Annotated in this window: 15 protein-coding genes and 2 rRNA genes (1 of these 17 cut by a window edge); 9 read left to right on the plus strand and 8 right to left on the minus strand. The window is 41.9% G+C overall.

Annotated features, from left to right (window positions below; all coding sequences use genetic code 11):
* Positions 1–2,043 (plus strand): 23S ribosomal RNA (locus tag IPI59_02955); it begins 849 nt to the left of the window's first position.
* 665 nt (positions 2,044–2,708) lie between these two features.
* Positions 2,709–2,820: ribosomal RNA gene (rrf, locus tag IPI59_02960) — 5S ribosomal RNA — on the plus strand.
* 452 nt (positions 2,821–3,272) lie between these two features.
* Here rrf and IPI59_02965 read toward each other — a convergent pair.
* Both IPI59_02965 and IPI59_02970 read right to left on the minus strand, forming a co-directional pair.
* Positions 3,273–4,970, minus strand: a complete 1,698-nt coding sequence (locus IPI59_02965) for a T9SS type A sorting domain-containing protein (protein ID MBK7526519.1) — start codon at positions 4,968–4,970, stop codon at positions 3,273–3,275.
* Between the two features lie 175 nt (positions 4,971–5,145).
* Positions 5,146–5,328 (minus strand): hypothetical protein, encoded by a 183-nt coding sequence (locus IPI59_02970; protein MBK7526520.1) that lies wholly within the window; start codon positions 5,326–5,328, stop codon positions 5,146–5,148.
* A gap of 586 nt (positions 5,329–5,914) precedes the next feature.
* On the opposite strand from IPI59_02970, the gene IPI59_02975 reads away from it, so the two are divergent.
* Positions 5,915–6,442, plus strand: coding sequence for a hypothetical protein (locus tag IPI59_02975; GenBank protein MBK7526521.1), 528 nt, complete (start codon positions 5,915–5,917; stop codon positions 6,440–6,442).
* A 93-nt stretch (positions 6,443–6,535) separates the two neighbouring features.
* Here IPI59_02975 and IPI59_02980 read toward each other — a convergent pair whose 3' ends face one another.
* A complete protein-coding gene (locus IPI59_02980; protein MBK7526522.1) occupies positions 6,536–7,024 on the minus strand; it encodes a transcriptional repressor in 489 nt (162 codons plus the stop codon).
* A gap of 234 nt (positions 7,025–7,258) precedes the next feature.
* Between IPI59_02980 and IPI59_02985 the strand changes: the two genes are divergently transcribed.
* A complete protein-coding gene (locus IPI59_02985) occupies positions 7,259–8,686 on the plus strand; it encodes a peptide MFS transporter (GenBank protein ID MBK7526523.1) in 1,428 nt (475 codons plus the stop codon).
* Positions 8,687–9,063: 377 nt separating this feature from the next.
* Here the strand turns inward: IPI59_02985 and IPI59_02990 are convergent, their stop codons facing one another.
* From IPI59_02990 to IPI59_03000, 3 genes are all read right to left on the minus strand, one after another.
* Positions 9,064–9,462 carry an AtpZ/AtpI family protein gene (locus IPI59_02990; protein MBK7526524.1) on the minus strand — a complete coding sequence of 133 codons (399 nt, stop codon included), beginning with the start codon at positions 9,460–9,462 and terminating at the stop codon, positions 9,064–9,066.
* Positions 9,463–9,498: 36 nt separating this feature from the next.
* Entirely contained in the window at positions 9,499–11,055 is a 1,557-nt protein-coding gene (locus IPI59_02995; GenBank protein MBK7526525.1) for a TlpA family protein disulfide reductase, read from the minus strand.
* Between the two features lie 107 nt (positions 11,056–11,162).
* Positions 11,163–12,056, minus strand: a complete 894-nt coding sequence (locus IPI59_03000; protein MBK7526526.1) for a C40 family peptidase — start codon at positions 12,054–12,056, stop codon at positions 11,163–11,165.
* A gap of 162 nt (positions 12,057–12,218) precedes the next feature.
* Between IPI59_03000 and IPI59_03005 the strand changes: the two genes are divergently transcribed.
* The 3 genes from IPI59_03005 to IPI59_03015 all read left to right on the plus strand — a co-directional run bounded on the left by IPI59_03005 (position 12,219) and on the right by IPI59_03015 (position 14,892).
* Complete coding sequence (locus IPI59_03005) at positions 12,219–13,049, plus strand: hypothetical protein (protein ID MBK7526527.1); 831 nt, start codon at positions 12,219–12,221, stop codon at positions 13,047–13,049.
* A gap of 70 nt (positions 13,050–13,119) precedes the next feature.
* A complete protein-coding gene (locus IPI59_03010; protein MBK7526528.1) occupies positions 13,120–14,235 on the plus strand; it encodes an undecaprenyl/decaprenyl-phosphate alpha-N-acetylglucosaminyl 1-phosphate transferase in 1,116 nt (371 codons plus the stop codon).
* 42 nt (positions 14,236–14,277) lie between these two features.
* Positions 14,278–14,892 (plus strand): fumarylacetoacetate hydrolase family protein, encoded by a 615-nt coding sequence (locus IPI59_03015; protein MBK7526529.1) that lies wholly within the window; start codon positions 14,278–14,280, stop codon positions 14,890–14,892.
* A gap of 99 nt (positions 14,893–14,991) precedes the next feature.
* Here the strand turns inward: IPI59_03015 and IPI59_03020 are convergent, their stop codons facing one another.
* Entirely contained in the window at positions 14,992–17,178 is a 2,187-nt protein-coding gene (locus IPI59_03020; protein ID MBK7526530.1) for a glutamine synthetase III, read from the minus strand.
* A 302-nt stretch (positions 17,179–17,480) separates the two neighbouring features.
* Between IPI59_03020 and IPI59_03025 the strand changes: the two genes are divergently transcribed.
* Positions 17,481–17,963, plus strand: a complete 483-nt coding sequence (locus tag IPI59_03025) for a hypothetical protein (protein ID MBK7526531.1) — start codon at positions 17,481–17,483, stop codon at positions 17,961–17,963.
* Between the two features lie 29 nt (positions 17,964–17,992).
* Here IPI59_03025 and IPI59_03030 read toward each other — a convergent pair whose 3' ends face one another.
* A complete protein-coding gene (locus IPI59_03030) occupies positions 17,993–19,114 on the minus strand; it encodes a mechanosensitive ion channel (GenBank protein ID MBK7526532.1) in 1,122 nt (373 codons plus the stop codon).
* A gap of 293 nt (positions 19,115–19,407) precedes the next feature.
* Here IPI59_03030 and IPI59_03035 point away from each other — a divergent pair, with 293 nt between their 5' ends.
* Positions 19,408–22,260, plus strand: a complete 2,853-nt coding sequence (locus IPI59_03035) for a gliding motility-associated C-terminal domain-containing protein (protein ID MBK7526533.1) — start codon at positions 19,408–19,410, stop codon at positions 22,258–22,260.
* The last annotated feature ends 69 nt before the right edge of the window (positions 22,261–22,329 follow it).

Genomic DNA, 22,329 nt, shown 5'->3' on the forward strand with positions numbered 1-22,329 from the left:
GAAATGCCTTTAGGGGGCAGCCTAGGTGCATAGAAGATGACAGAGGTAGAGCTACCGATAGGGTTAGGGGGCTTCACCGCCTACCACCCCCTGACGAACTCCGAATGCTGTCATCGGATAACCTGGAGAGAGGCTGCGGGTGCTAAGGCCCGTAGCCGAGAGGGAAAGAACCCAGACCATCGTCTAAGGTCCCCAAGGGTAAGCTAAGTTGAGGAAACGATGTTCGATTGCAGAGACAGCCAGGATGTTGGCTTGGAAGCAGCCATCATTTAAAGAGTGCGTAACAGCTCACTGGTCGAGTGATTGAGCGCGGAAAATAACCGGGCATCAAGTTTACCACCGAAGACATGGATACTACCGCGAGGTAGTGTGGTAGGGGAGCATTGTAGCGTTGTCGAAGCTTCAGTACGTGAGTCGGAGTGGAGATGCTACAAAAGCAAATGTAGGCATAAGTAACGATAAACAAGGTGAAAAACCTTGTCACCGCAAGACTAAGGGTTCCTGATCAACGCTAATCGGATCAGGGTTAGTCGGGCCCAAGGATAACCCGTGAGGGGATTCCGATGGGAAACGGATGGATAATTCCGTACCATTGTAAACTGCGAAGGAGGGACGAAGGAGCGTAAGGGCTGCGCACGGACGGAAGTGTGCGTTAAAGGTAGTAGGCTGTGAGGTGTTCAGGCAAATCCGGACACTGAGCTGAGAGCTGATAGTACTCTGAACCTTCGGGAGAGGAGATAATGCCCCCAAGCAAGCTTCCAAGAAAATCTTCTAAGCAAAAGGTATACAATGCCCGTACCGCAAACCGACACAGGTAGTCGAGGAGAGTATCCTAAGGTGCTCGAGTGAATCGTGGCTAAGGAATTAGGCAAAATAGTCCCGTAACTTCGGGAGAAGGGACGCCTCCCCATGCGAATGGGAGGCCGCAGTGAAGAGGCCCAGGCGACTGTTTAACAAAAACACAGGACTCTGCCAAGCTGAAAGGCTAAGTATAGGGTCTGACACCTGCCCGGTGCTGGAAGGTTAAGGGAGGGGGTTAGAGGCAACTCGAAGCTCTTGACTGAAGCCCCAGTAAACGGCGGCCGTAACTATAACGGTCCTAAGGTAGCGAAATTCCTTGTCGGGTAAGTTCCGACCTGCACGAATGGTGTAACGATCTGGGCACTGTCTCGGCCACGAGCTCGGTGAAATTGTAGTAACGGTGAAGATGCCGTTTACCCGCAGTGGGACGAAAAGACCCTGTGAACCTTCACTATAGCTTAGCATTGATACTGGGTAAATGATGTGTAGGATAGGTGGGAGGCTGAGAGACGGCTACGCTAGTAGTTGTGGAGCCAACGTTGAAATACCACCCTTTGTTTATTTAGTGTCTAATCCTGCGAGGAGACAGTGCTTGGTGGGTAGTTTGGCTGGGGCGGTCGCCTCCAAAAGAGTAACGGAGGCTTCAAAGGTGCCCTCAGCACGCTTGGTAACCGTGCGTAGAGTGTATTAGCATAAGGGCGCTTGACTGCAAGACCGACAAGTCGAGCAGGTAGGAAACTAGGGTAAAGTGATCCGGTGGTTCCGCATGGAAGGGCCATCGCTCAAAGGATAAAAGGTACTCCGGGGATAACAGGCTGATCTCCCCCAAGAGCTCACATCGACGGGGAGGTTTGGCACCTCGATGTCGGCTCGTCACATCCTGGGGCTGGAGAAGGTCCCAAGGGTTGGGCTGTTCGCCCATTAAAGTGGTACGCGAGCTGGGTTCAGAACGTCGCAAGACAGTTCGGTCTCTATCTACTGTGGGCGTTAGATATTTGCGGAGGGCTGATACTAGTACGAGAGGACCGTATCGGACGAACCTCTAGTGTACCGTTGTGCCAAGGTGCAGTGCCGGGTAGCTATGTTCGGTTGGGATAAGCGCTGAAAGCATCTAAGCGCGAAGCCTGCTTCAAGATGAGATATCTTTTAAGGGCAGTTGAAGATGACGACATTGATAGGTGGCAGGTGTAAAGATGGAGACATCATAGCCGAGCCATACTAATCGCCCGTAAACTTTCACAAGTTCTATACTGCTTAGTTGGTTGTTTGCAAAGATGGATGTTTGATTTGTTGCTGTTGTAGATAATACAGTTGTAAAGGGTCAATCGCCAAAATAAAGACAATCAATAGTTGTACAGCGAGCAGAAGCAATGTTAGCAAAGAACACTACTTATAATCAATTAGTAAATCAATGGGAGTTGGAGCAGTATTTCGATATTGCATTTCTATTCCGTTGTTACTTGCCTACAATATGGCAGATATTTAGTTTGGTTAATTAAACAATTGAACAAGATCTGCCGGTTATTTAGGGCAAGAAAGCATAAACTAAAAGAGGCGAGGTGTTTATTGATTAATTAGCGTGCGTGTATGTGAATGTAAATTTTGAAACGCAAAAGGTATTGATGATACCTACGACAAAAATCTGAAAAGAGCCTGTTTTGACCTTAATACTTATTACAAATGTTTAAATTGTTTGATTTCAATTACTTAAAAGTTCTACCATATAAGAGATAAAAACGATGCGATAAACAAGAAATACAGCGCTGTGTGCGATATGTGTGTTGTTTAAGCCGTTAAAATAATTTCTTTCTTGTCATTAATTTATTGATAACACAATAAATAACAAAACACAAACCAGAAGACAAAATTTGTTGGCTCAGGCCTAACAAAATAGGGCGGCAAAGCAACGAGGTGATTATAGCGGGGAGGCACCACCTCTTCCCATCCCGAACAGAGAAGTTAAGCTCCCCAGCGCCGATGGTACTGCCGTAAAGGTGGGAGAGTAGGACGTTGCCGTTTATTTTACTTTTGTTTGTAGCAATTGTTTAGTGAGTTTAATAGTTAATTGTTTAATTAGTTTTTAACATAACACAGTTGCCGACAACAGTAAACGCTTTATTGCCCTTTTTTGGTTTGTGTTTTTTGTTTTTATAGCCCATCCTATAATAAACCGCAGTATGTAGTTTGCACCATGCGAAAACCGAGGATGGGAAAAACTCCCCCTAAATTCCCTCAAAAAGGGCGAATTAGTAGAGTAGGAGTTTAACGCCTTCTATCTCCGGATGGTTGCGCAAACGGCTGCTAAACCCCGAAGAGGTGAAATGCTTATAAAACACAAAAAAACCAAATAAAAACTACCCCGAAGGTGGTAGCATTATAATCTTTATTACCCGAACCAAGGAGTTTCGGCAAGCTCTATTCATCGTTTACGGAATTTTAGAAGGGGCAAGATGCCCCACCAACTAAAAAAATTACCACACCACCATTTTAACGCCCTCTATCTCCGGATGGTTTTGAAGGCGGCAGTAATATATTCCGGATATTAGGTTGGCGGTGGTAAACGTGGTTGTTTCAAATCCGGATAAAGGAATGGTTTTTACCAACTGCCCTTGGGTGTTAAAAATTTCAAGGGTTTCGCCTTGGTGTATTAAATGGGTGTAGTTGGGGTTTAGGGTTAGAGTAGCGGTTTGGTGGGCGGGGTTGGTGCTTACTGCCCTCGAAGAGGGGGAATTTTCGATGCCAACGGGCCAAACGCCCATTGGCTGTCCATAAACACTAAGGTCGTTGCAAACCCAGCCATAAAGTACAACATTATAAGTGCCGTATTGTGCGTAGGTATGCGTTAAAGTCGGCTCTTTATCAGTGGTGATGGTATCTTTTGAGCCATCGCCCCAATCAACTACATAAAAACCACCGTCTATACTATCGGGGTAAACGTATTGGCTGGTATTTTTGAGCGTTAGGGTTAAGCCCTCGTTTTGGGCAATTTCGTAACTGGCTTGCGGCTCGGTGAGTAAGCCCATGCAGTTGGTACTCACTAACCATAAATTGCTGCCTACTGTGCCGCTCTCCTTGCGACCCGTTATGATAAAACCACCATGGGCAGTGAGTTTGGCATCATAGCCGTAATCGTGTTTGTCGGGTCCACCATAGGTGCGCGCCCATTTAATTTCACCTGCAGTATTGTATTTTCTTATCGTCATATCTAATTTAGTACCAACAATGGTTTGTCCTACTACAACTAATTCGTCATTAGGCATAAGCATGCTAACACTCAAACTCGACCCATTCTTAAAACTATTATCTATCCATACTATATTTCTATTGCTATCTAATTTCATTACAAATCCATTTTTCCAATTAATATGCGTTTTTATGCCTGTTATGTAGTAGTTATTATCATCATCTACTGCAATATGCGCAAATGCGGTATAATCATCCATTTCAAAATATTTATACCAGAGCAAATCGCCTTTTGTATTTATTTTACAAATAAAAGCCATACCTGTATTATTACTTGAAACAATTAAGCATTTTCGACCTACTACAATATAATTGCCATCGGGTGCTAAGGCTATATCGGTAAAATCGGAGTCGTAGCAATCTAATATTGGGTAGGTATATGCCCATTGCTCGTTGCCCGCCGTATCTAATTTTATTAAATAGGGTATGCGCGAAGTGGTAAATTGGGTGCCTGCCAATACAAAACCATCGTTTTTTGCATAAACCATTCCCAATACCGAAGACCCAATGATGGAATCGCCCACCCATTTCATTTTTACTACTTTACCCAAACTATCTATAAAACCAAAACAGGTATTATTGTGTTTTTCTCCAAAGTTTTTTCCAAACCCACAAAAGGCAAATGCGTTTTCAGACACCATAACAATATCATTAAAAATAAGGTCATTGCTATTAGGTTGATAAGTAACATAACTCAAAAGTTTGCCGTTGATATTTGTAACTGCAACATTTGCAGCCGCTGGTGCAGGAAGAGAAGGTGTGTTTTCACCAACTGCTAAATAGTTGCCATTGGGCATTTGTACTACCCCTAAACCGTTCTCAGTCCAAGTAGAGTCGAATTCGACTTCAAAATAAGGCGAATATTGTGCATGGCTATTTATACTAACCATACACAATATTGCCAAAACAGGTATATTTAGTTTCATAAAATGAAATATTTAAATCGTTTTGAACTTTGATTTGGTTGAATTTTTCTTTTTATTCCGGATATTATCTGAACCACTGATTTTTTAGGATTGTTCGGATTTTACGGATTTGTTTTGCCCTATCCGGATATTAGGGCGGGGGGCGGGTGTTGTTTTGGCGTTCGGTTAGGTTGGTCTAAGGCAAAACGCGGTCGTAAAGCACGCCGTAGGGAATACGAGCGGGCACAAGCCCTGTGCTTAGGCTATCGAATATTTGGGTATAGGTTCTGCCATTGGCGGCAATGGTATCGGCAACTTGCGCATAGCCCAAAACAGGGTGTAATAAAATGGCAAGTAAAATGGTTAATAATTTTTTCATGATTAGAATTGGTTTTAAATGGTTATTTATTAGATATGTCAAAGCGTCCTTCAGTAATATATACTAATTCGCGCGGCTGTCCATGGCGGTAAATTCAAAACTTCCGCAAGTATTTTATCGGTAGTGTCTAAAAAAAGTGTGTAAAGTTAAAAATTTTCGATTTTTGTGTTGTACAAAAAGTAACAAAAAAATCAAGCGCTACGCCCCGTTGCTTAACGGTTTACTGCACTTCAAAGCCTAAAAATTAAGGGCAGAAAATATTCTGCCCGCTACCTGCGCTCAAACAGTATTTTATACGCCTATTTTCTTTACGCCTTTTCTGTTTGTAACCCTACAACGTGTCGAAGGCGCGGAGTGGTGCCATTGATAGGTTTGCCTACATGTAAAACTTGTTCCGGAAACTTTTTAGGCTTTATTTTTGGACTATTTTGTAAATCATTTTAGTATAATTTGCCTTTTTTTTGGGTTCCCTCTAATTTTAGAAGAAGAAATATCGATTAAGTAAAATAATTTATACCATTGATTGTCTAATTTTGGCTATCTTAGTGCCAATTTTCAAAAAACATTTTCAAAAAACATTTAAATTATGTTTGTTCGACTACTTTTAACCCTTTTATTTTTAGGTTGTTTTGCTTTTTCATCAACAGGTTGTGGCGACGACGACCCAATTGACCCCAACGATACAACAAAAAACAGCAATTGCAGCAAAAATGCTAAAGTTGGGTTCGATTTTACCATTGCTGGCCCCGGCATTACTACAACTACCTGGGCAGAGCAGTTTAATAATGCACAAATTAACAGCGGAAGCTTTTTGCTTAATTCTACCTCGTCAATCGGCAGCACTTTAACCATCACAGTTAAAGGAGTAGCAGTAGGTACTTACAAAGTAGATAATACTGGCGCTAATCAGGTAAATTTTGTATATGCCGACATTGCCACACCTCAACAACAATACAACAAAATTGAACCAAATGCCGAGAACAGCTTAAAAATTGATGCCTATGATACTGCTAATAAAAAAGTATCCGGATGTTTTACCGTGCATTTACAAACGCCGCTTTCGGGAGTGCAACGCACGTTGAGCGGAACGTTTAAAGATATTAAAATTAATTAATGTTTTTAGTGCTTACTTAGTCCCAAATTTGATTGTAGTTTTCTAAATTTTTAAGATTGCCGCTAATTTGTTTTTTCACAAGTTAGCGGTTTTTTATTTTTCCCCTTTTTTGGGCAATGTTTTTGGAAAATTATCGCAGGCTCCGTTACAGGTGCCATATAAATTAAGCGAATGATATTGGACGGTAAAATGAGTTGCCTCGGCAACGGCATCTTTTATTTGCTGAATCCGGGGGTCGCAAAATTCAATTACGCGGTTACAATTAACACAAATAAGGTGGTCGTGCTGGCGGTACGAAAAAGCTTTTTCGTATTGGGTCAGATTTTTGCCAAACTGATGTTTAGTAACTAAATTACAAGCCACCAAAAGCTCGAGCGTGTTGTAAACGGTAGCCCTGCTAATGGCATAACGATTGTTTTTTAAGTGTAAATACAAGGTTTCGGCGTCAAAATGGTCGTTGCGTTTAAAAACTTCTTCTAAAATCGCATATCTTTCGGCAGTTTTTCGCTGCTGATTTGCTTCTAAATAGTTGGTAAAAGCCTGTTTAACCGCAACAAAATCAATGGGTTTATGTAAGTTCATGGCAAATAAATATAGTGTAAAGGTAATAAAATTTGGGCGACAGTTTTTAAGCTTAGGCTGGTAAAATTAACTCATTTTTTACAAATTTGAGTGCGAAATAAAAGAACAGAATTTTTAAGCATGTTTTTCTAAAGTATCCGGAAACAACCTACTACATTTTTTTTGTACCTTTCGGCTTTATAATACAGTTCTCCTAATTTTAATCTTCAGTTTTAATCAACTTCAAACGCAAATATGAAACACCCGCGCCAGCTTTGGATATTATTTTTTGCCGAAATGTGGGAGCGTTTTAGCTTTTACGGCATGAAAGCTCTGCTTATTTTATATATGACCAAGGTGTTGCTTTACGAAAAAAGCGATGCCAGTCTTATACAAGGTGCCTATATGTCGTTAGTATATGTAATGCCCATGTTTGGCGGCCTGCTTGCCGACCGCATTTTGGGCTACCGCAAAGCAGTTATTTTTGGCGGTATTACTATGGCCGTAGGGCATTTTGTGCTGGCGTTTAGCTCCGAATGGGCTTTTTATTTGGGTATGGCTTTTATTGTTTGTGGCAACGGATTTTTTAAGCCCAATATAAGCACCATGGTAGGAACGCTTTACGAGCAAGGCGACCCACGCCGCGATGCAGGTTTTTCTATCTTTTACATGGGTATAAACTTAGGCGCATTTTTGGGCGGTTTAATATGTGGCTATATTGGCGAAATCTATAGCTGGCATTGGGGCTTTGGCTTGGCAGGCATATTAATGTTAGCTGGGTTAGCGGTATTTACCACTAACCAGCACAGTTTAGGCGAACGCGGGCTTCCTCCCGAAAACTCGACCTTAAATAAACCAATCTATGGCCTTAGCACCGAAAGGGTTATTTATTTGTTGTCGTTTTTATGCGTGCCGTTTTTTGCGCTGCTCATATACAAAAAAGAAATTATGGATTTTGTAATGCCCACCTTAGTAATTGCCGCTATAGGATACGTTGCCTACCACATAAAACAGTTGGGGGGCACGGTAGGGCAAAAATTAATGGCCGCCCTAATTTTAATCGTATCGTCAGCCATGTTTTGGGGTTTTTACGAAATGGGAGGCGGTGTAATTAACCTATTTGCAGACGATTGTGTAAACAGAACCTTTGGTGGGTTTACTTTTCCGGCAGCTTCTTTAAATAATGCTATCAATCCGTTTTTTATCGTATTATTGAGTCCGGTTTTTGCCTGGCTTTGGGTATGGTTAAATAAACACAACGCCGAGCCTACCACCGCCCGTAAATTTGGCTTATCATTTTTGCAGTTGTTTATTGGTTTTGGCTTGTTTTGGTCGGGCATAAGTTTGTTTAGCAACGCGCAAGGGCTTGAGCCGTTTTTATTTTATGCCTTAGCCTATTTGTTTTTATCAACTGCCGAGCTTTGTATATCGCCTATTGGTTTAAGTATGGTAACCAAACTGTCGCCGGCCCACATGACAGGTCGTATGATGGGTATTTGGTTTTTATTTTCGGCAGCGGGGCAATACATAGCCGGTTTTTTAGGCTCGATTATTAAGTTTGAAGAAGGCTGCTCCGGATATACCTACGTCTTTAAAAATGTTGCTTACGTGTGCATAGGCTTTGGCGTGCTGATGCTTTTAATTGCCCCAACTATCCGGAAATGGATGCACGATATTCGTTAAATATAAGCGTCATCATCAACAAATAAATTGATTTACAATAGCTCGCACCGTGGCAATGTATCGTCTTGTGGTTAAAGAGGAAAGTTTCTAGTTGACAACCTCTTATGTTATGGGAGTACTTTTAATTATATAGACAATGTTCCCCGAAAATTTGAAATAATATACGGCCTAAGAATTGCTCCATTCTATAAAAACAGATTTGGATTTTTACGGACATTCAGAATCGAATGGGCAGGTTTTTACAATAAATTTCCGGATATAAAAGCGCAAGCCTATGTCCCAATATTTATTCCATATTTGTATTGGCAATGGACGTTTAAAGGCTTGCCCTTTTATCCGCTATGGTAGTAAATAATTGTCGAAGTTCTGTTATTTGTTTATTTATTTGTTGTTCCTTTAATAACAATATACATACCTGCAAACACACCAAACAAAGTAAAAACCAAGGTGAGCCAAGGCTTGGTGTGTAACCACTGGTCGGCTTTTAAGCCCAACAACATAGGCAAAACAATAGCACCCGCCATTTGAAATGCTAAACCCGAATACCGCGAATACGAATTAACACTTTTCCCAACTTGTTGTGCGTCAAAAACGTCTTCCTCTTTAAACTCGGAACTGTTAATTTCGTTCTCATTTCCTTTTTCAATGGCTTCATTTGCGACTTCACTTGTAGGTTCTTCCTTGGCTTTAGATGTTGTTAGGGCAGCATTAAGCGGCAATTTTTGTTTTTCTTCCGGATATAAGTTTTCATCGGGCAGGTTTGGTTCGTAACTCATGGCAACTGTTATAAATTATGAATTAGTTGTTTGTCTTTAATAACTCGTTTTCTTTGTAAGCTGGTTAAAATAGGCCACTAAAGCCTGTGTTTGCGAAGCCGAAGGCGGACGAGGAGCAAAATTACCCATTTTATTAACTACAAATTGCACAGGCACCCCTGTAATTCGGTAGGCGCGGGCAATTGGGTCTTTAAAACCATCCGGAGGGCGCACATGTATGCCTTGTATCTGATATTTTTCAATGGCATTTTGCCAACTTTGCGCATCGTCATCTAACGATATATATAAAAACACCACCTCGTCGTTTAAATTCGCCAACAGCTCTTGTTTTACCGGTTTTAAGGCTTCTATTTGCGCCAAACAGGGTTTGCACCAACTTGCCCAAAAATCAATATATACTACTTTGCCGCGCAAGTTGGCCAGTTCAACAGGCTTATTTTGATTATTTATAGCCGTAAAATTAGGAGCAGAACTGCCCGGAGCAAATTGCATAACCGTTTCAACAGCTACAATAGTGGCCTTTAAGTAGGGTTCGTGCTGGGCGGTGCGCAGATAGTCGTTAAAAATATCGGGCAGGTCGCCAGCGCCGTGCGAGCGCACAAGGTAGGTAGCCAAAATTATTTGACGCGCCAAATGATACTCCAATAACTCCGGAAAAGTAGCTAATTTTTGTTTCAACAAATCGGTTTTAAATTTTAGCGCCGTTTTTTCGGGCTGCACACCCGGCGGATAAGTTTTAGCGTATTGGTTAAAGGCGTTCAACAACCAAACATCAATAAAAGCAATATAAACATTACTTTTAAGCAGGTTGGGGTTGGCAATATTTACCTCCTTGTCTATAAAATCTAACCAGTTGGCAGGCAAACTACTGCCTTGTTGGGCGGTGGCAATATTGTAGTTATTGCCATAATCTAACAACGACCAAGCGTAATAATAGTTAATTTCGTTTAGTGCAACCGTATTTAGCTCTTCTGATAAAGGTTGTTTTTGAGTAAACTCAGTTAAAAACGTTTTTTTCCGGATTTTCAGGTCATTTTCGGCAGTTAATATTTGGGCAGGTGTTTTTACTACATAGTCCATAATGTCGCGGCAAGTAGCATCAAAATTACAATCAAATTTGGTTTGATAGGCAGCTAAAAAATTGTTGTCATTAGCCAAATCTCCGGCAAATTTAAGGGTCTTATCCGGGTTAAGGGCATCAAATTGTAGTGTTATTCGGCTACCCGGCTTTACATAAATTGGTTGTTGCCATTTATTGTCATTATACAATAAGTTCATTAAGGTAGGCGCGCCCAATTTGAGTGCCAGTTTAAAACTGCCCGTAGTCATGTCTATTGGGGTCGAGCTTAATTCTTTACTGCCATCTAAACTGTTTGTTACTATTAAAACAGCTATTTCGTTGTTGGTTGGGTGGGTAATTTTTCCTTCAATAACCGCATATTCGACGGCTGGTATTTTTTGTGCGTATAAGTTTAATGAAAAGCAAGAGATTGAGAGTAGCACACCAAGCAGTAAAAAAACAAACAGCACAATAATTTTATGGCTCAACCAAATCCAAATCCGGATGAAAAACGAAAACAACATAAATGCCATATCAATATACGTTAAGAAATAAAACAAAACAATAAACCACCATCAACGTTCAGCATTAGTTAAAATTGTGTGATTTGCGATACAGTTTGCTCTTTTTGCAAGCCGTATTATATTTTACAAACAAACGCTAAACTGTGCGAGTAGGTTTGTTTTTCTGAATTAAAAATGCCGCGCTCGTTTAACGCATCAAGGCGCACCTGCCCATGCGCGTGTAGTATTTGCACCTCGTGCTTGGTACTTTTTGGGGTGCTGTCGGCGTTTTTAAGCCCAACTACCATTCCTACATGCACAATACGTCCCTGTGTATTGCTAAAAAATGCCAAATTACCTGTTTGCGCCTCGTTTAGCGGTATTTCTTGGCCTGTTTGAGCTTGCTGCCATGCATCGCGCGGTAAGTTTATATTTGCCAGACGGTACAATACCTGCATTAACCCCGAGCAATCGAAACCCATAGGCGTACGCCCACCCCAAAGATACGGCGCTCCTAACAGCGGCAAAGCATAAGGCAATAACTGGGCTGGTGTTAAAATATCATTATTATCATTATCATTATCGTTGTGATTGCAAGCGGCAATAAATTCGTCTCCTTCAAAAAAACCCATTGCTTTTTGTGCTATGTATATATGTTTGGGGTTTTCTTTAGCCCAATTTAAAACTGAGCCAATGGGCAAATAAATTTTTTGCTGTTGGCGTTTAGTATTTAATCCAGTTTGTAGGATAGAAAAAGGTTTAGAGGAGTAATGTGTAAGATTAAGAACAGATTGAGTCTTAATAAAATCCGGATTCGTATCCGGATCCGGATCCGGAAAAAAAGCGAGCTGTTTAGCATCAATCCAAGCTTCATATTGGTCGTGCAGGCTTTGTATTTGCAGCCAGTCGTTTTTTGGGGCAATGTCTGTAATTTGTACCAGTTCGCCAAACAATAATTGATTGGTCATTTCGGCGCGGTCGCTTGGCGCGGCGCGGCAGGGCACGGCAGGCAGGGGTATTTGGGCAAACATTATTTTTTATCAATATTGGTTTTGAGCGTAAACACAGCAAAGGTACAAAACACACCAAAACCTTTATTAACATTAACTAACAAGGCTAATTTGGGCTGAAGGTGCTTGTGGTTTTGTAATAGCCTACAAAAGTCCTAACTTTGCGCCAAAATTTATACGCCCATGAAAAAGACCAACCTATTTTATATTACCACATTAAACGTACTGCTTCTTACGCTTGTTTTTACAATGGTAATAAGTTGCAACAGCAGTTCAAAGCAACAAACGGCCAACACTACTGCTGCTACTACTGCCGCTAACCCATCGAATACAAATACAGCCAGCGATGCCCCACTTGGTTTTCCGCCGGCAAACGTAGCCCCCGCCGATGGCAATGATGGCAACGAGGCCGGCACAAATGAAACCGCCCCCCAAACGCCTAATCCCGAAACCACCGCCGACCCCGAAAACGAAGCACCATCGGCCGCCAAAACCTCAGACAACCCGCTATATAACGCCTCAGCCGAAGAAATTTTTACCCGCTCCCTAACCTTTATCAACCGGCATTTACAACGCTGGGCACCTGTAAAATACAACGTGCGCGATGCCGGAAACTGCGAGCTACAAATTGACGGCGACTGCAACCTAATTTATCGGGTGGTTTATCCGGGGCGCAATATAGCCATTTTAAAAGCCAATATTAACGACCTCGACCCAAGCAGTATAGCCGTAATCCCAAACCGGTATAATCGTAAAGACGATGGGGCTATGTTGCTAATTAAAACCAAAAACAGCGAGGCAAAAGTACAAGTAGGTTATTTTTTTCATAAAAATCCCGGATTTTCAGATGCCATGCTTAGCTGGCGCACCGTTGATTTAGCTGCCTTCCCGCAAAACCAAGTAACTATGCACACCGGCTACAGGGTAGATTACGACGACCAAAACAGTGCCGAACGCTGCTCAAAAGCATTTTATTATTTGCTGTCAAAGTGTGAGGAGGTAAAACAAAAATAACTGCCCCTGCGCCAAAATTAAACATCATCAACTAATCAGTAGCACAACTTTTATACTTTGTTGTTTTTTTATGAACGAACAATTTTGGTGGACTTTAATATTTTTAGTTTGGCTGCCAATTGCGTTTTTGGTATCGGCAGGGGTTTGCAGGTATGTACTAACAACCACAAAAAAAAAACAACTCCAAAAAACAACTTCTACCGAATTTGACTTACCAATGCAAGTTCGGTGGAGGCAGACCTCAAAACCATTTGCCGGCGGCATTGCTTTTTTTAGCGTCTTTATATTGGCTGCTTTATTCTCCGGATATTTTTTTATATGGCCATTTTTTACAACGCAACTAAAACCATTTTTAGGTCTAACCGTTGCCTGTTTTGTTGGCTTTGCCATTGGTCGGGCAGATGATACAATGCACCTTAGCCCTAAATTCAAACTCTTTGGACAATTTTTGGCCATTTTCGTTTTAGTTATACACGGCGTTGTTATAACTGCGTTTGGCAATTGGTGGTTAAATATAATGCTTACCTTTTTTTGGGGTGTTGGCATTATGAATGCCATTAACCTGTTTGACAACATGGACGGGGTAGCAACTATTGCCAGCATAGGCAGCATTTTGGCCATGCTGGGCGTTTTAACAAACAACCATTTTCCGGATGCTTTTACTTTTTGGATGCTTTCGCTATTAATAGCTTGTTTAGGCAGCCTATTAGGCTATTTGTATTACAATTTTTATCCGGCAAAAGTATATATGGGCGATGCCGGCAGTCAGTTTTTAGGTGTATTTTTAGCCGGATCTGCCATTTTAATCCTATGGCCCCGCTTTGGTGTGCCTAACGAAGCAGGCTTTTTTTGGCCTCAGTTTGTTTTGCCCATTTTGGCATTTTTGCCCCCCTTAATTGATACCACAACCGTAACCTTATGGCGGCTAAAGCAAGGCAAGTCGCCATTACAAGGTGGCCGCGACCATACCACCCACCACCTTTTTTATGCCGGATTTTCCGAAAAAAAAATAGCTATTGGTTTGTTCTTGTTCGGTATAATACAAGCTGTTTTTTGCTACTATTTGGCCAATATTGTTGGTCTTAATAATCCAAGCCACTGGGCATTTGTGGCGGGCGCTTTGTACTGTACCATAGTTATGGCGGGCGTATTATATGTTTACACTAAAACAAAAGCAAAACAATAATTTTTTTGCTCAAATTAAAACTAACCCCACAAAACAAAAGGGATGAAAATTTTTTGTATTGGCCGCAATTATACCGAGCACGTCCACGAGCTAAACAACGAAATGCCCCAAAATCCGGTAGTGTTTTGCAAGCCGCTCACTGCCTTGCTTTTGCGTGGACAGCCGTTTTATTATCCCGATTTTTCGACCGATATTCATTACGAAGGTGAGTTAGTAATACAAATCTGCAAAAACGGCAAAAACGTAGAGCCCCGCTTTGCCCATTTATATTACGACAAAATTACCGTTGGTATTGATTTTACCGCCCGCGACCTGCAAACCGAGCTAAAAAACAAAGGCTTACCCTGGGAAATAGCAAAAGGCTTTAATGGCTCGGCGCCGCTGGGGCAATTCATACCAATAGCCGAGGCACAGCAACCCAACGGCGATATTGCGTTTAGCTTGCATAAAAATGGTCAGGCAGTTCAAAACGGTAACACAAATAATTTGTTGTTTTCGTTTAATGCAATTATTTGCTATTTGTCAAAATACTTTGTATTGCAACAATCAGATATTATTTTTACCGGCACCCCCGCCGGTGTGGGCCCCATTGCCATTGGCGATTTGTACGAGGGCTTTATTGGCAACAAAAAACTTTTAAAATGTGCCATCAAGTAAAAACAAATAACCACACCTAAATTAAAGTGTGGTTATCTTTTATTGATTGTTATTGGTACAAACAATTAGCTAAGCAGGTAAATACACAAGCTATTTTTTTTATTTAATAAAAAACAATTCGCGGTATTTGGGCAAGGGCCAATGCGTGTCGGCTATTAGGGTTTCGAGGGTGTCGGCATGGTGGCGTATTTTGTCGAAGCGCGGTTTTACATGGTCGCAAAAAGCGCGGGCGCAGTCGCGGGCGTGTTCGTGTGCTATAGCATTGGCGTAGGCCGTTTGCAATTTGCCCACCTGTTTTTGTAAGCCGTTTATATGTTTGCTTATATTTTTAAGTAATTGTAGCTGTGCGGCAGTATGTTTGGGTTTTAAGCCAACAGTTTGCAAGCCTTGTACGTTGGCCAATAACTGGTTTTGATAGTTAATGGCTGCCGGCAAAATTTGTGTAGTTGCCATTTCTTCTAACACCTGCGCTTCAATGGCAATTTCTTTTTGGTAAGCTTCTAACAGCACTTCGTAATGTGCCTCTAATTCAGTAGCGGTGTAAATGCCATTGTTAACATATACCGTGTATGACTCGGGCGCAATCATTAAATCTAAAGCGCGGGGCGTATCTTTTACATTCGACAGACCTCGTTTTTCGGCTTTTGTTGCCCACTCCTCGGTATAGTTATCGCCTTCAAACAAAATGCGTTTTGAAGTTTGAAGATAGCGTTGCAATATCCGGATAATAGCTTCGTCTTTGTTTATTTTTTTTGATATTAAGCCATCTACGTCCTTTTTAAAAGTAACTAATTGTTGCGCAACAATAGTGTTAAGGGCAATCATGGGGCGTGCGCAGGTAGCCGACGAGCCTACTGCCCTAAACTCAAATTTATTTCCGGTAAAGGCAAAGGGCGAGGTTCGATTGCGGTCGGTATTATCCATTTTTAAATCCGGAATAGAGGCTACAATATCTAATTTGGCAGCTGCGGTATTTCCATCCGGATTTTGGTTGTTCTCAAAACGCTCTAACACATGGGTTAATCCCGAGCCAATAAAGGCCGAAATAATAGCCGGGGGGGCCTCGTTAGCACCTAAACGATGGTCGTTTCCGGCCGAGGCAATGGCGGCGCGCAACAAATCGGCATTATCGTTTAACGCTTTTATAGTATTTACAAAAAAGGTCAAAAACTGCAAATTGTTGTGCGGGGTTTTGCCCGGCGACAATAAATTAACGCCTGTATTGGTAGCCAACGACCAATTATTGTGTTTGCCCGAGCCATTTACGCCGGCAAAGGGTTTTTCGTGGAAAAGTACGGCCAAACCATGCCTTTGAGCTACCAGCTCCATGATATTCATTAGCAATTGATTTTTATCAACGGCGGTATTTACCTCGCCAAAAACAGGCGCACATTCGTACTGGCCGGGGGCAACCTCGTTGTGTCGGGTAGTAATGGTAATCCCAAGTTTTAGGGCTTCGGTTTCAAAATCGAGCATGTAGGCGTGTACACGTTCGGGAATGGAGGCAAAATAATGGTCGTCTAATTGTTGCCCCTTTGGGGGTTTAGCGCCTACAAGGGTGCGTCCGGCATGTACCAAATCGGGGCGGGCGTGGTAAAGGGCGGCATCTATTAAAAAATACTCTTGTTCCCAGCCTAAGGTCGGAAAAACGCGATTAACTTTTTTATCAAACAGTTGGCAAACAGGCACGGCAGCGCGCTGTAAAAACTGTTGCGAGCGCAAAAGGGGCACTTTATAGTCGAGGGCTTCGCCCGTGTACGAAACAAAAATAGTAGGGATACATAAAGTTTTAGCCGAGCCAACCGTCATAACAAAAGCCGGAGAGGAAGGGTCCCATGCGGTATAGCCTCGCGCTTCGAAGGTGGCGCGCAGCCCTCCGGATGGGAAACTTGAGCCGTCGGGCTCTTGCTGCACCAACGAGTCGCCGGTAAAGTTTTCCATGCCTTTGGTATGGTCAAACGAAGGATGGAAAAAGGTTTCGTGTTTTTCGGCGGTCGAACCAGTTAAGGGTTGAAACCAATGGGTAAAACTGGTTGCGTCAAGGCTCATAGCCCACTCTTTCATGGCAGCGGCTACCTGATTGGCCAACTCGTGGCTAATTTTATTGCCGGTTTCAATAGCTGCCATTACGCTAATAAAGGCATCGTTTGAGAGGTATTTGCGCATGGTTTCGGTGGTAAACACATGGCTGGCAAAAAAGTCGGAAATTTTGGCCGAGGGCATTTGAACGTGTGGAATACTGCGGTGTAACGCGGTTTCAATGGCCTCAAAACGTGTAGAAGACATATATTGTGTTGTGAAATGGGTGGAAAACTAAAATTTACTTGTTTATTTTTTTTAATATTAATTGTTTACGCAAAGATACGTTTTTTAGATAAATTGCAAGAAACAACTTGCCCACCCAAAAATAATTTCTACTGGCAGGGGTGTTTCCGGAATAAACCGGATACACGGGCTTTTATAGCCTCAAACTGCGTAATAACTATAAATTTAGTATTATTTATGGGTAAACACAGCTAATATGGTGGTTTTACAGCTAACTTTAGGGCTTAAATTATTGTTTTAAATTTCATTTGTATTGCCTGCCTATGTTTAAACAAATTTCCTTTTTTATTATTGCTGTTTTAAGTGGGATATTATTGTTGTTATTTGTCCAATGCTCCTCAAACAGACCGCAGCAGGGTTTTAGCGAAATACCTCATGCTATTTGGCAAAAAGGTCAAACTGTTGATTTTGAGTTTGAACTGACAAAACCCCTCGAAAAAGGTCGTATTTTATTAGCCGTACGGCATGCAACGGTAATTCCGTATAGCGATTTGCCCATTTTATATGCCCTAACTAAACCAAATAGCCAACCACAAGCAGCCAAGCTTAACCTAAAAATTAAAGATGCTGCTGGTGAAAATTTAGGAAGTGGTATGGGCGATATGTGGGATTTGGAACAGGAACTTGAAGCGCCGATGCAAATGCCATCCGGAAAATACAGTTTAAAAATTGCCCACGGCTTAGAAACAGACGCTTTGTTAATTTCGGAAGTAGGGTATATTGTTGAAGACCTCACCGAAAAATAAGTCAGGAGTAAACAAAATAGTGTTAAACATTAAATTTGAGTTTGTTTTTCGCTGCTTAGTTCAAATTGGTGCTGCTGTATTATATCGAGTATAGTAAAATTAATATCTTCGCGTTTGCTTACAAAAAGTGGCCATTTCATATCGGCCAAATAACACTCAACAATAATTTTGACGTTGTTATTGACAAATTCAGAAAAAACGGCAACAGGGGGACTTTCTAAAGGGTAGTTTTTTGTTAACTGGGTTTTGATTGCATCAAGCAGTTGCCGTAATTTGGCAGAATCGTTGTTGTGCGATAAAATTAATTGTATTTTTACGCGGCGCGAGTTTCGCAGGCTTTGGTTTTCAACGGCGGCATTAATAATGGTTCGGTTAGGAATGGTTATATAGGTGCGTTCAAGGGTGCGCAGGCGGGTGCTTCTAAACCCAATATATTCAACGCGGCCTTGTATATTGTTGCCTGCGTCAATATAGTCGCCAAGAATAAATGGCTGTTCGGCAATTATAATAATAGTAGCTAACAGGTTTTCGAGGCTTTCTTTGGCGGCAAGGGCAACAGCAATACCAATAATACCGGCGCCGGTAAGCAAGGCCGATACATCGAATTTAAAAACATGACTTAAAATAAAAATAAATCCAATAAAAAATATAATTATTTTTAAAAAGTCGCGGGCAAAACCTAAAACCTGGTCGTCTGCCCGGCTTTCGGTATTACTAACACGTGCCGATAACACTAAGGAGGCAAAATCCAATATCCGGAAGATAATCCAAATCAAACCCAACACAAACACTACTTTATAAAAACCATGCCTAAGCGCTTCAAAGTTGTATCCGGCAATATTTCCTTCAAAAAAATCGGGAAAATGTAATGCTTTTAACACAATTACCATTGTTAATAAAAAAAACAACAGCTGAATGGGCCTGACCAAAAGTTTATTAAATGCTTCGCGGTTTGCGTTTGGCATATATCCCTTAACAAAAAAATTGTATAAAAAATCAACAATTTTATTGACAACAAAGCGCATTAAAACTAACATGGTAATTAGCCAAGCAAGGGCAACCAAATAATCAGAAACAGTATTATTAAGCCACTCTTTCGCAAAAAAAGCAGAATTATTCGCGGCAGATTGCCAAAAAACAAATAAAATCATAGGTTTATTTTAAATAAAAACGACATGAACTGTACCCAATAAATGTTAGGGGTGAGCAGCAATTTAGTAAAACATAACGGGAGTAAAATTTGCGCCTCAAAGTTACGCAGATTAACTATTTTTTAAGCAACTAACTATTCTCGTTTTAAATAATTACTTTTGCGTAAATAACCCGACATTTTTAAGCATTACCCACCCATCCGGACAGCCATAAGCAACGTTTAACTTTGGGCTTTCGTATGTTTAAATTACAGCACATTTATTTTTACTATTCTTTTTTCAAAATCTATAAGATGCAAAAAATATTATACACTATCTTACTAACACTAATATTTACGCTAACACTTTCAGCACAAAATTTTTCGACAAAAGGCACCGATTTTTGGACAACATTTACCCCCAACGAACCCACTAGTAACGGTGCGCTTTCGGTTTATATTAGTAGCGATATTGATACAAAGGGCAATATTTCTATACCTTTTGAAACATTTAACCAAGACTTTATTGTAACTGCCGGAACTACGCTAAAAATTGATCTTCCGGATACAGAGGCAATAACCGATAAGCCCGATGTTGTAATGGGGCGCGGCATACATATTACCGCCGAAGACTCTGTGTCGGTGTATATATTAAATTATTTTCAAGCAACTGCCGATGCCGCCATTGTTTACCCAACCTCAACCTTGGGTAAAGACTATTACGCCATGGGTTTTGAATCGTTAAGCGGCTGGACCGGCTACCCTTCGTATTTAGTTGTAGTTGGCACTCAAAATAATACCGAAGTTGAAATAACACCAAGTTCGGCAACTACTACAGGCCAGCCAGCAAATACGCCATTTAGCATTACCCTTGACCAGGGACAAACCTATCTTTTACAGTCAGATACCGACCTTACCGGCTCGCGGGTGCGCAGTAATTCGCCCGACAACTGCCTTAGTTTTGCCGTTATGGCCGGAGCAAAATGCACTAACGTGGGCGGCTGTCCAGCTTGCGACCACCTGCTTGAACAAATGCCACCTACCACAACCTGGGGCACTCGCTTTGTTACCGTACCCTACAAAACCCGCAAAGACGACCTAATACGCATAATGGCAAGCGAAGACGGTACAACCGTTACTTTTGACGGCGGCAGCCCGCTTAATTTAGACGCTGGCGACTTTTACGAAACCTCTTGGGGCGCTGCCACCTATGTTGAGGCCACCAAACCCATTATGATTGGCCAATACAGCAAAGGGCAAGGTTGCGACAATGTTAGTGCCGACCCATTTTTTATTATCATTAGCCCCATCGAACAAACCCTTGACTACATTAATTTTAACGCCTTTGCCTCAAGCGTTATTACCAACTACTATGTCAATGTAGTTGTGCCAACCGACTTAGTAAACAAGGTTAAATTAGACGATTTCCCGCAAGCTTCAAAATTTAGTACTTTGGCAAGCCAACCCGATTTTTCGTATGCACAAATTGATATTATACAAGGAAACCACATTTTATCCGGAGAAGATATGATAGCCTACGTTTACGGTTATGGCGACTATGAGTCTTATGGCTATGTTGCCGGCGCTAATTTAACAAACTTAAAACTTAAATTCGATATTGTTTTAGGCATTGACACCAGCGATTATACCATTTTTGACAAAAACGTATGCGCCAACGAACAGGTTAATTTTAACGTGCAATATACCGACCCCTCCAGCGTGCTGTTTACCTCGTGGGACTTTGGCGACAACGGCGCAACAGGGGTAGGTCAAGCCATATCTTATGCTTATAAAAAACCCGGCACCTACAACGTTGCCATGATTTACCAGTTTTTAACCGCCTGCGCCCCCGACACCCTTTGGGCAAGTGTAAAAGTAGTAAGTTATAGCAGCGACGAGTTTTTTGACGTCTGCCTGGGCGATAAAATGACCCTAACTGCCCTAAGTGCCGATGCCTACCTATGGTCAACGGGCGAAACTACTCAAAGCATTGAGGTAAGTCCAACAACCGATACCTACTACTCGGTTGAATTAACCGGCGAAGACAACTGCGTAAGCAATATGGGCTTTTTTATAACCGTACTTTTTCCGCCTGAAGTTAAGTTTACACTTAGCGACAATGAAATTTGTTTAGGCGATACGATTACGGCTAATTTTTCCGGAAATGCACCCGCTAATGCCACTTTTAACTGGAATTTTGACGGCGCAACTATTGTATCCGGAAGTGGGCAAGGCCCTTACCAGCTCGCATGGCCAACCGAAGGCAATAAAACCATTAATTTAGAAGTCCTAAATCCCGGAAACACCTGCCCCAGTCCGCCAGTTCAAATGGATATTACCGTAAAAGCTGCACCTACTGCCACGTTTGTCGTTTCGGACGATTTAATTTGCATAAACACCCCAATTACCCTCACCTATACCGGCAACGGCAATAATACTACCCACCAATACAACTGGAGTTTTGACGGCGCAACTGTTATTTCGGGGACTGGGCAAGGCCCTTACACCTTAGAATGGGAAACCGCCGGCACCAAAAACATAAGCTTACAAGCTATTGAACCCGCCGGCTGCCAAACCTCGTTTAGCCTAAGTTTGCAGGTCGAAGACCTTAGCCTAAGCCTAACCCCCGCCGACAGCAGCATACAACTTGGCGGCAGTTTGGCTTTAAATGCTACGGCTACCGGCACCAATGTCAATATTAACGCAATTACCTGGCAGTGGCAACCCGCAACCGATATTAGTTGCGTTGACTGCCCCACCCCTACGGTAAACCCACCTCAAACAACAACTTATACCTTAACGGCCACCACACCCGGCGGCTGTACGGCCACAGCCCAAGCTAAAATAACAGTAGGTTTCCCACCACCCATTCTAATTATGCCTACTGCGTTTAGTCCTAATAACGATGCAGTAAACGATATTTTGCTGCCCCACACCAAAAACCTTTTAGAAACCGGCTACGAAATGGCTGTTTATAACCGTTGGGGGCAACAGGTGTACATTGGCAACAACGCCACGCAAGGCTGGAACGGCAGCATTGCTGCTGACAACGTTAACAGCAACAGCACACAAATTGCCCAAGTTGGCGTTTATGTGTGGTACGTAAAAGCAAAAGCCTTAGATGGCTCGCCGGTTGAATACAAAGGCAATGTTACTTTGGTAAGATAAGGATGGCGTGTAAATAATCAATCCGGAAAAATAGATCCGGAGAGTGAAGGTATTCGCTTAAAACACATG

The sequence above is a fragment of the Sphingobacteriales bacterium genome, from assembly GCA_016706405.1.
Lineage (GTDB): Bacteria > Bacteroidota > Bacteroidia > Chitinophagales > UBA2359 > BJ6.

Bases quoted from the DNA above. Each gene is read 5' to 3' on its own strand.
- IPI59_02990 (MBK7526524.1), bottom strand. From the start codon at position 9,462: ATGAGTTACGAACCAAACCTGCCCGATGAAAACTTATATCCGGAAGAA.
- IPI59_02980 (MBK7526522.1), bottom strand. From the start codon at position 7,024: ATGAACTTACATAAACCCATTGATTTTGTTGCGGTTAAACAGGCTTTT.
- IPI59_02985 (MBK7526523.1), top strand. From the start codon at position 7,259: ATGAAACACCCGCGCCAGCTTTGGATATTATTTTTTGCCGAAATGTGG.
- IPI59_02995 (MBK7526525.1), bottom strand. From the start codon at position 11,055: ATGGCATTTATGTTGTTTTCGTTTTTCATCCGGATTTGGATTTGGTTG.
- IPI59_02970 (MBK7526520.1), bottom strand. From the start codon at position 5,328: ATGAAAAAATTATTAACCATTTTACTTGCCATTTTATTACACCCTGTT.
- IPI59_03030 (MBK7526532.1), bottom strand. From the start codon at position 19,114: ATGATTTTATTTGTTTTTTGGCAATCTGCCGCGAATAATTCTGCTTTT.
- IPI59_03000 (MBK7526526.1), bottom strand. From the start codon at position 12,056: ATGTTTGCCCAAATACCCCTGCCTGCCGTGCCCTGCCGCGCCGCGCCA.
- IPI59_03025 (MBK7526531.1), top strand. From the start codon at position 17,481: ATGTTTAAACAAATTTCCTTTTTTATTATTGCTGTTTTAAGTGGGATA.
- IPI59_03005 (MBK7526527.1), top strand. From the start codon at position 12,219: ATGAAAAAGACCAACCTATTTTATATTACCACATTAAACGTACTGCTT.
- IPI59_03035 (MBK7526533.1), top strand. From the start codon at position 19,408: ATGCAAAAAATATTATACACTATCTTACTAACACTAATATTTACGCTA.
- IPI59_03020 (MBK7526530.1), bottom strand. From the start codon at position 17,178: ATGTCTTCTACACGTTTTGAGGCCATTGAAACCGCGTTACACCGCAGT.
- IPI59_03015 (MBK7526529.1), top strand. From the start codon at position 14,278: ATGAAAATTTTTTGTATTGGCCGCAATTATACCGAGCACGTCCACGAG.
- IPI59_02975 (MBK7526521.1), top strand. From the start codon at position 5,915: ATGTTTGTTCGACTACTTTTAACCCTTTTATTTTTAGGTTGTTTTGCT.
- IPI59_02965 (MBK7526519.1), bottom strand. From the start codon at position 4,970: ATGAAACTAAATATACCTGTTTTGGCAATATTGTGTATGGTTAGTATA.
- IPI59_03010 (MBK7526528.1), top strand. From the start codon at position 13,120: ATGAACGAACAATTTTGGTGGACTTTAATATTTTTAGTTTGGCTGCCA.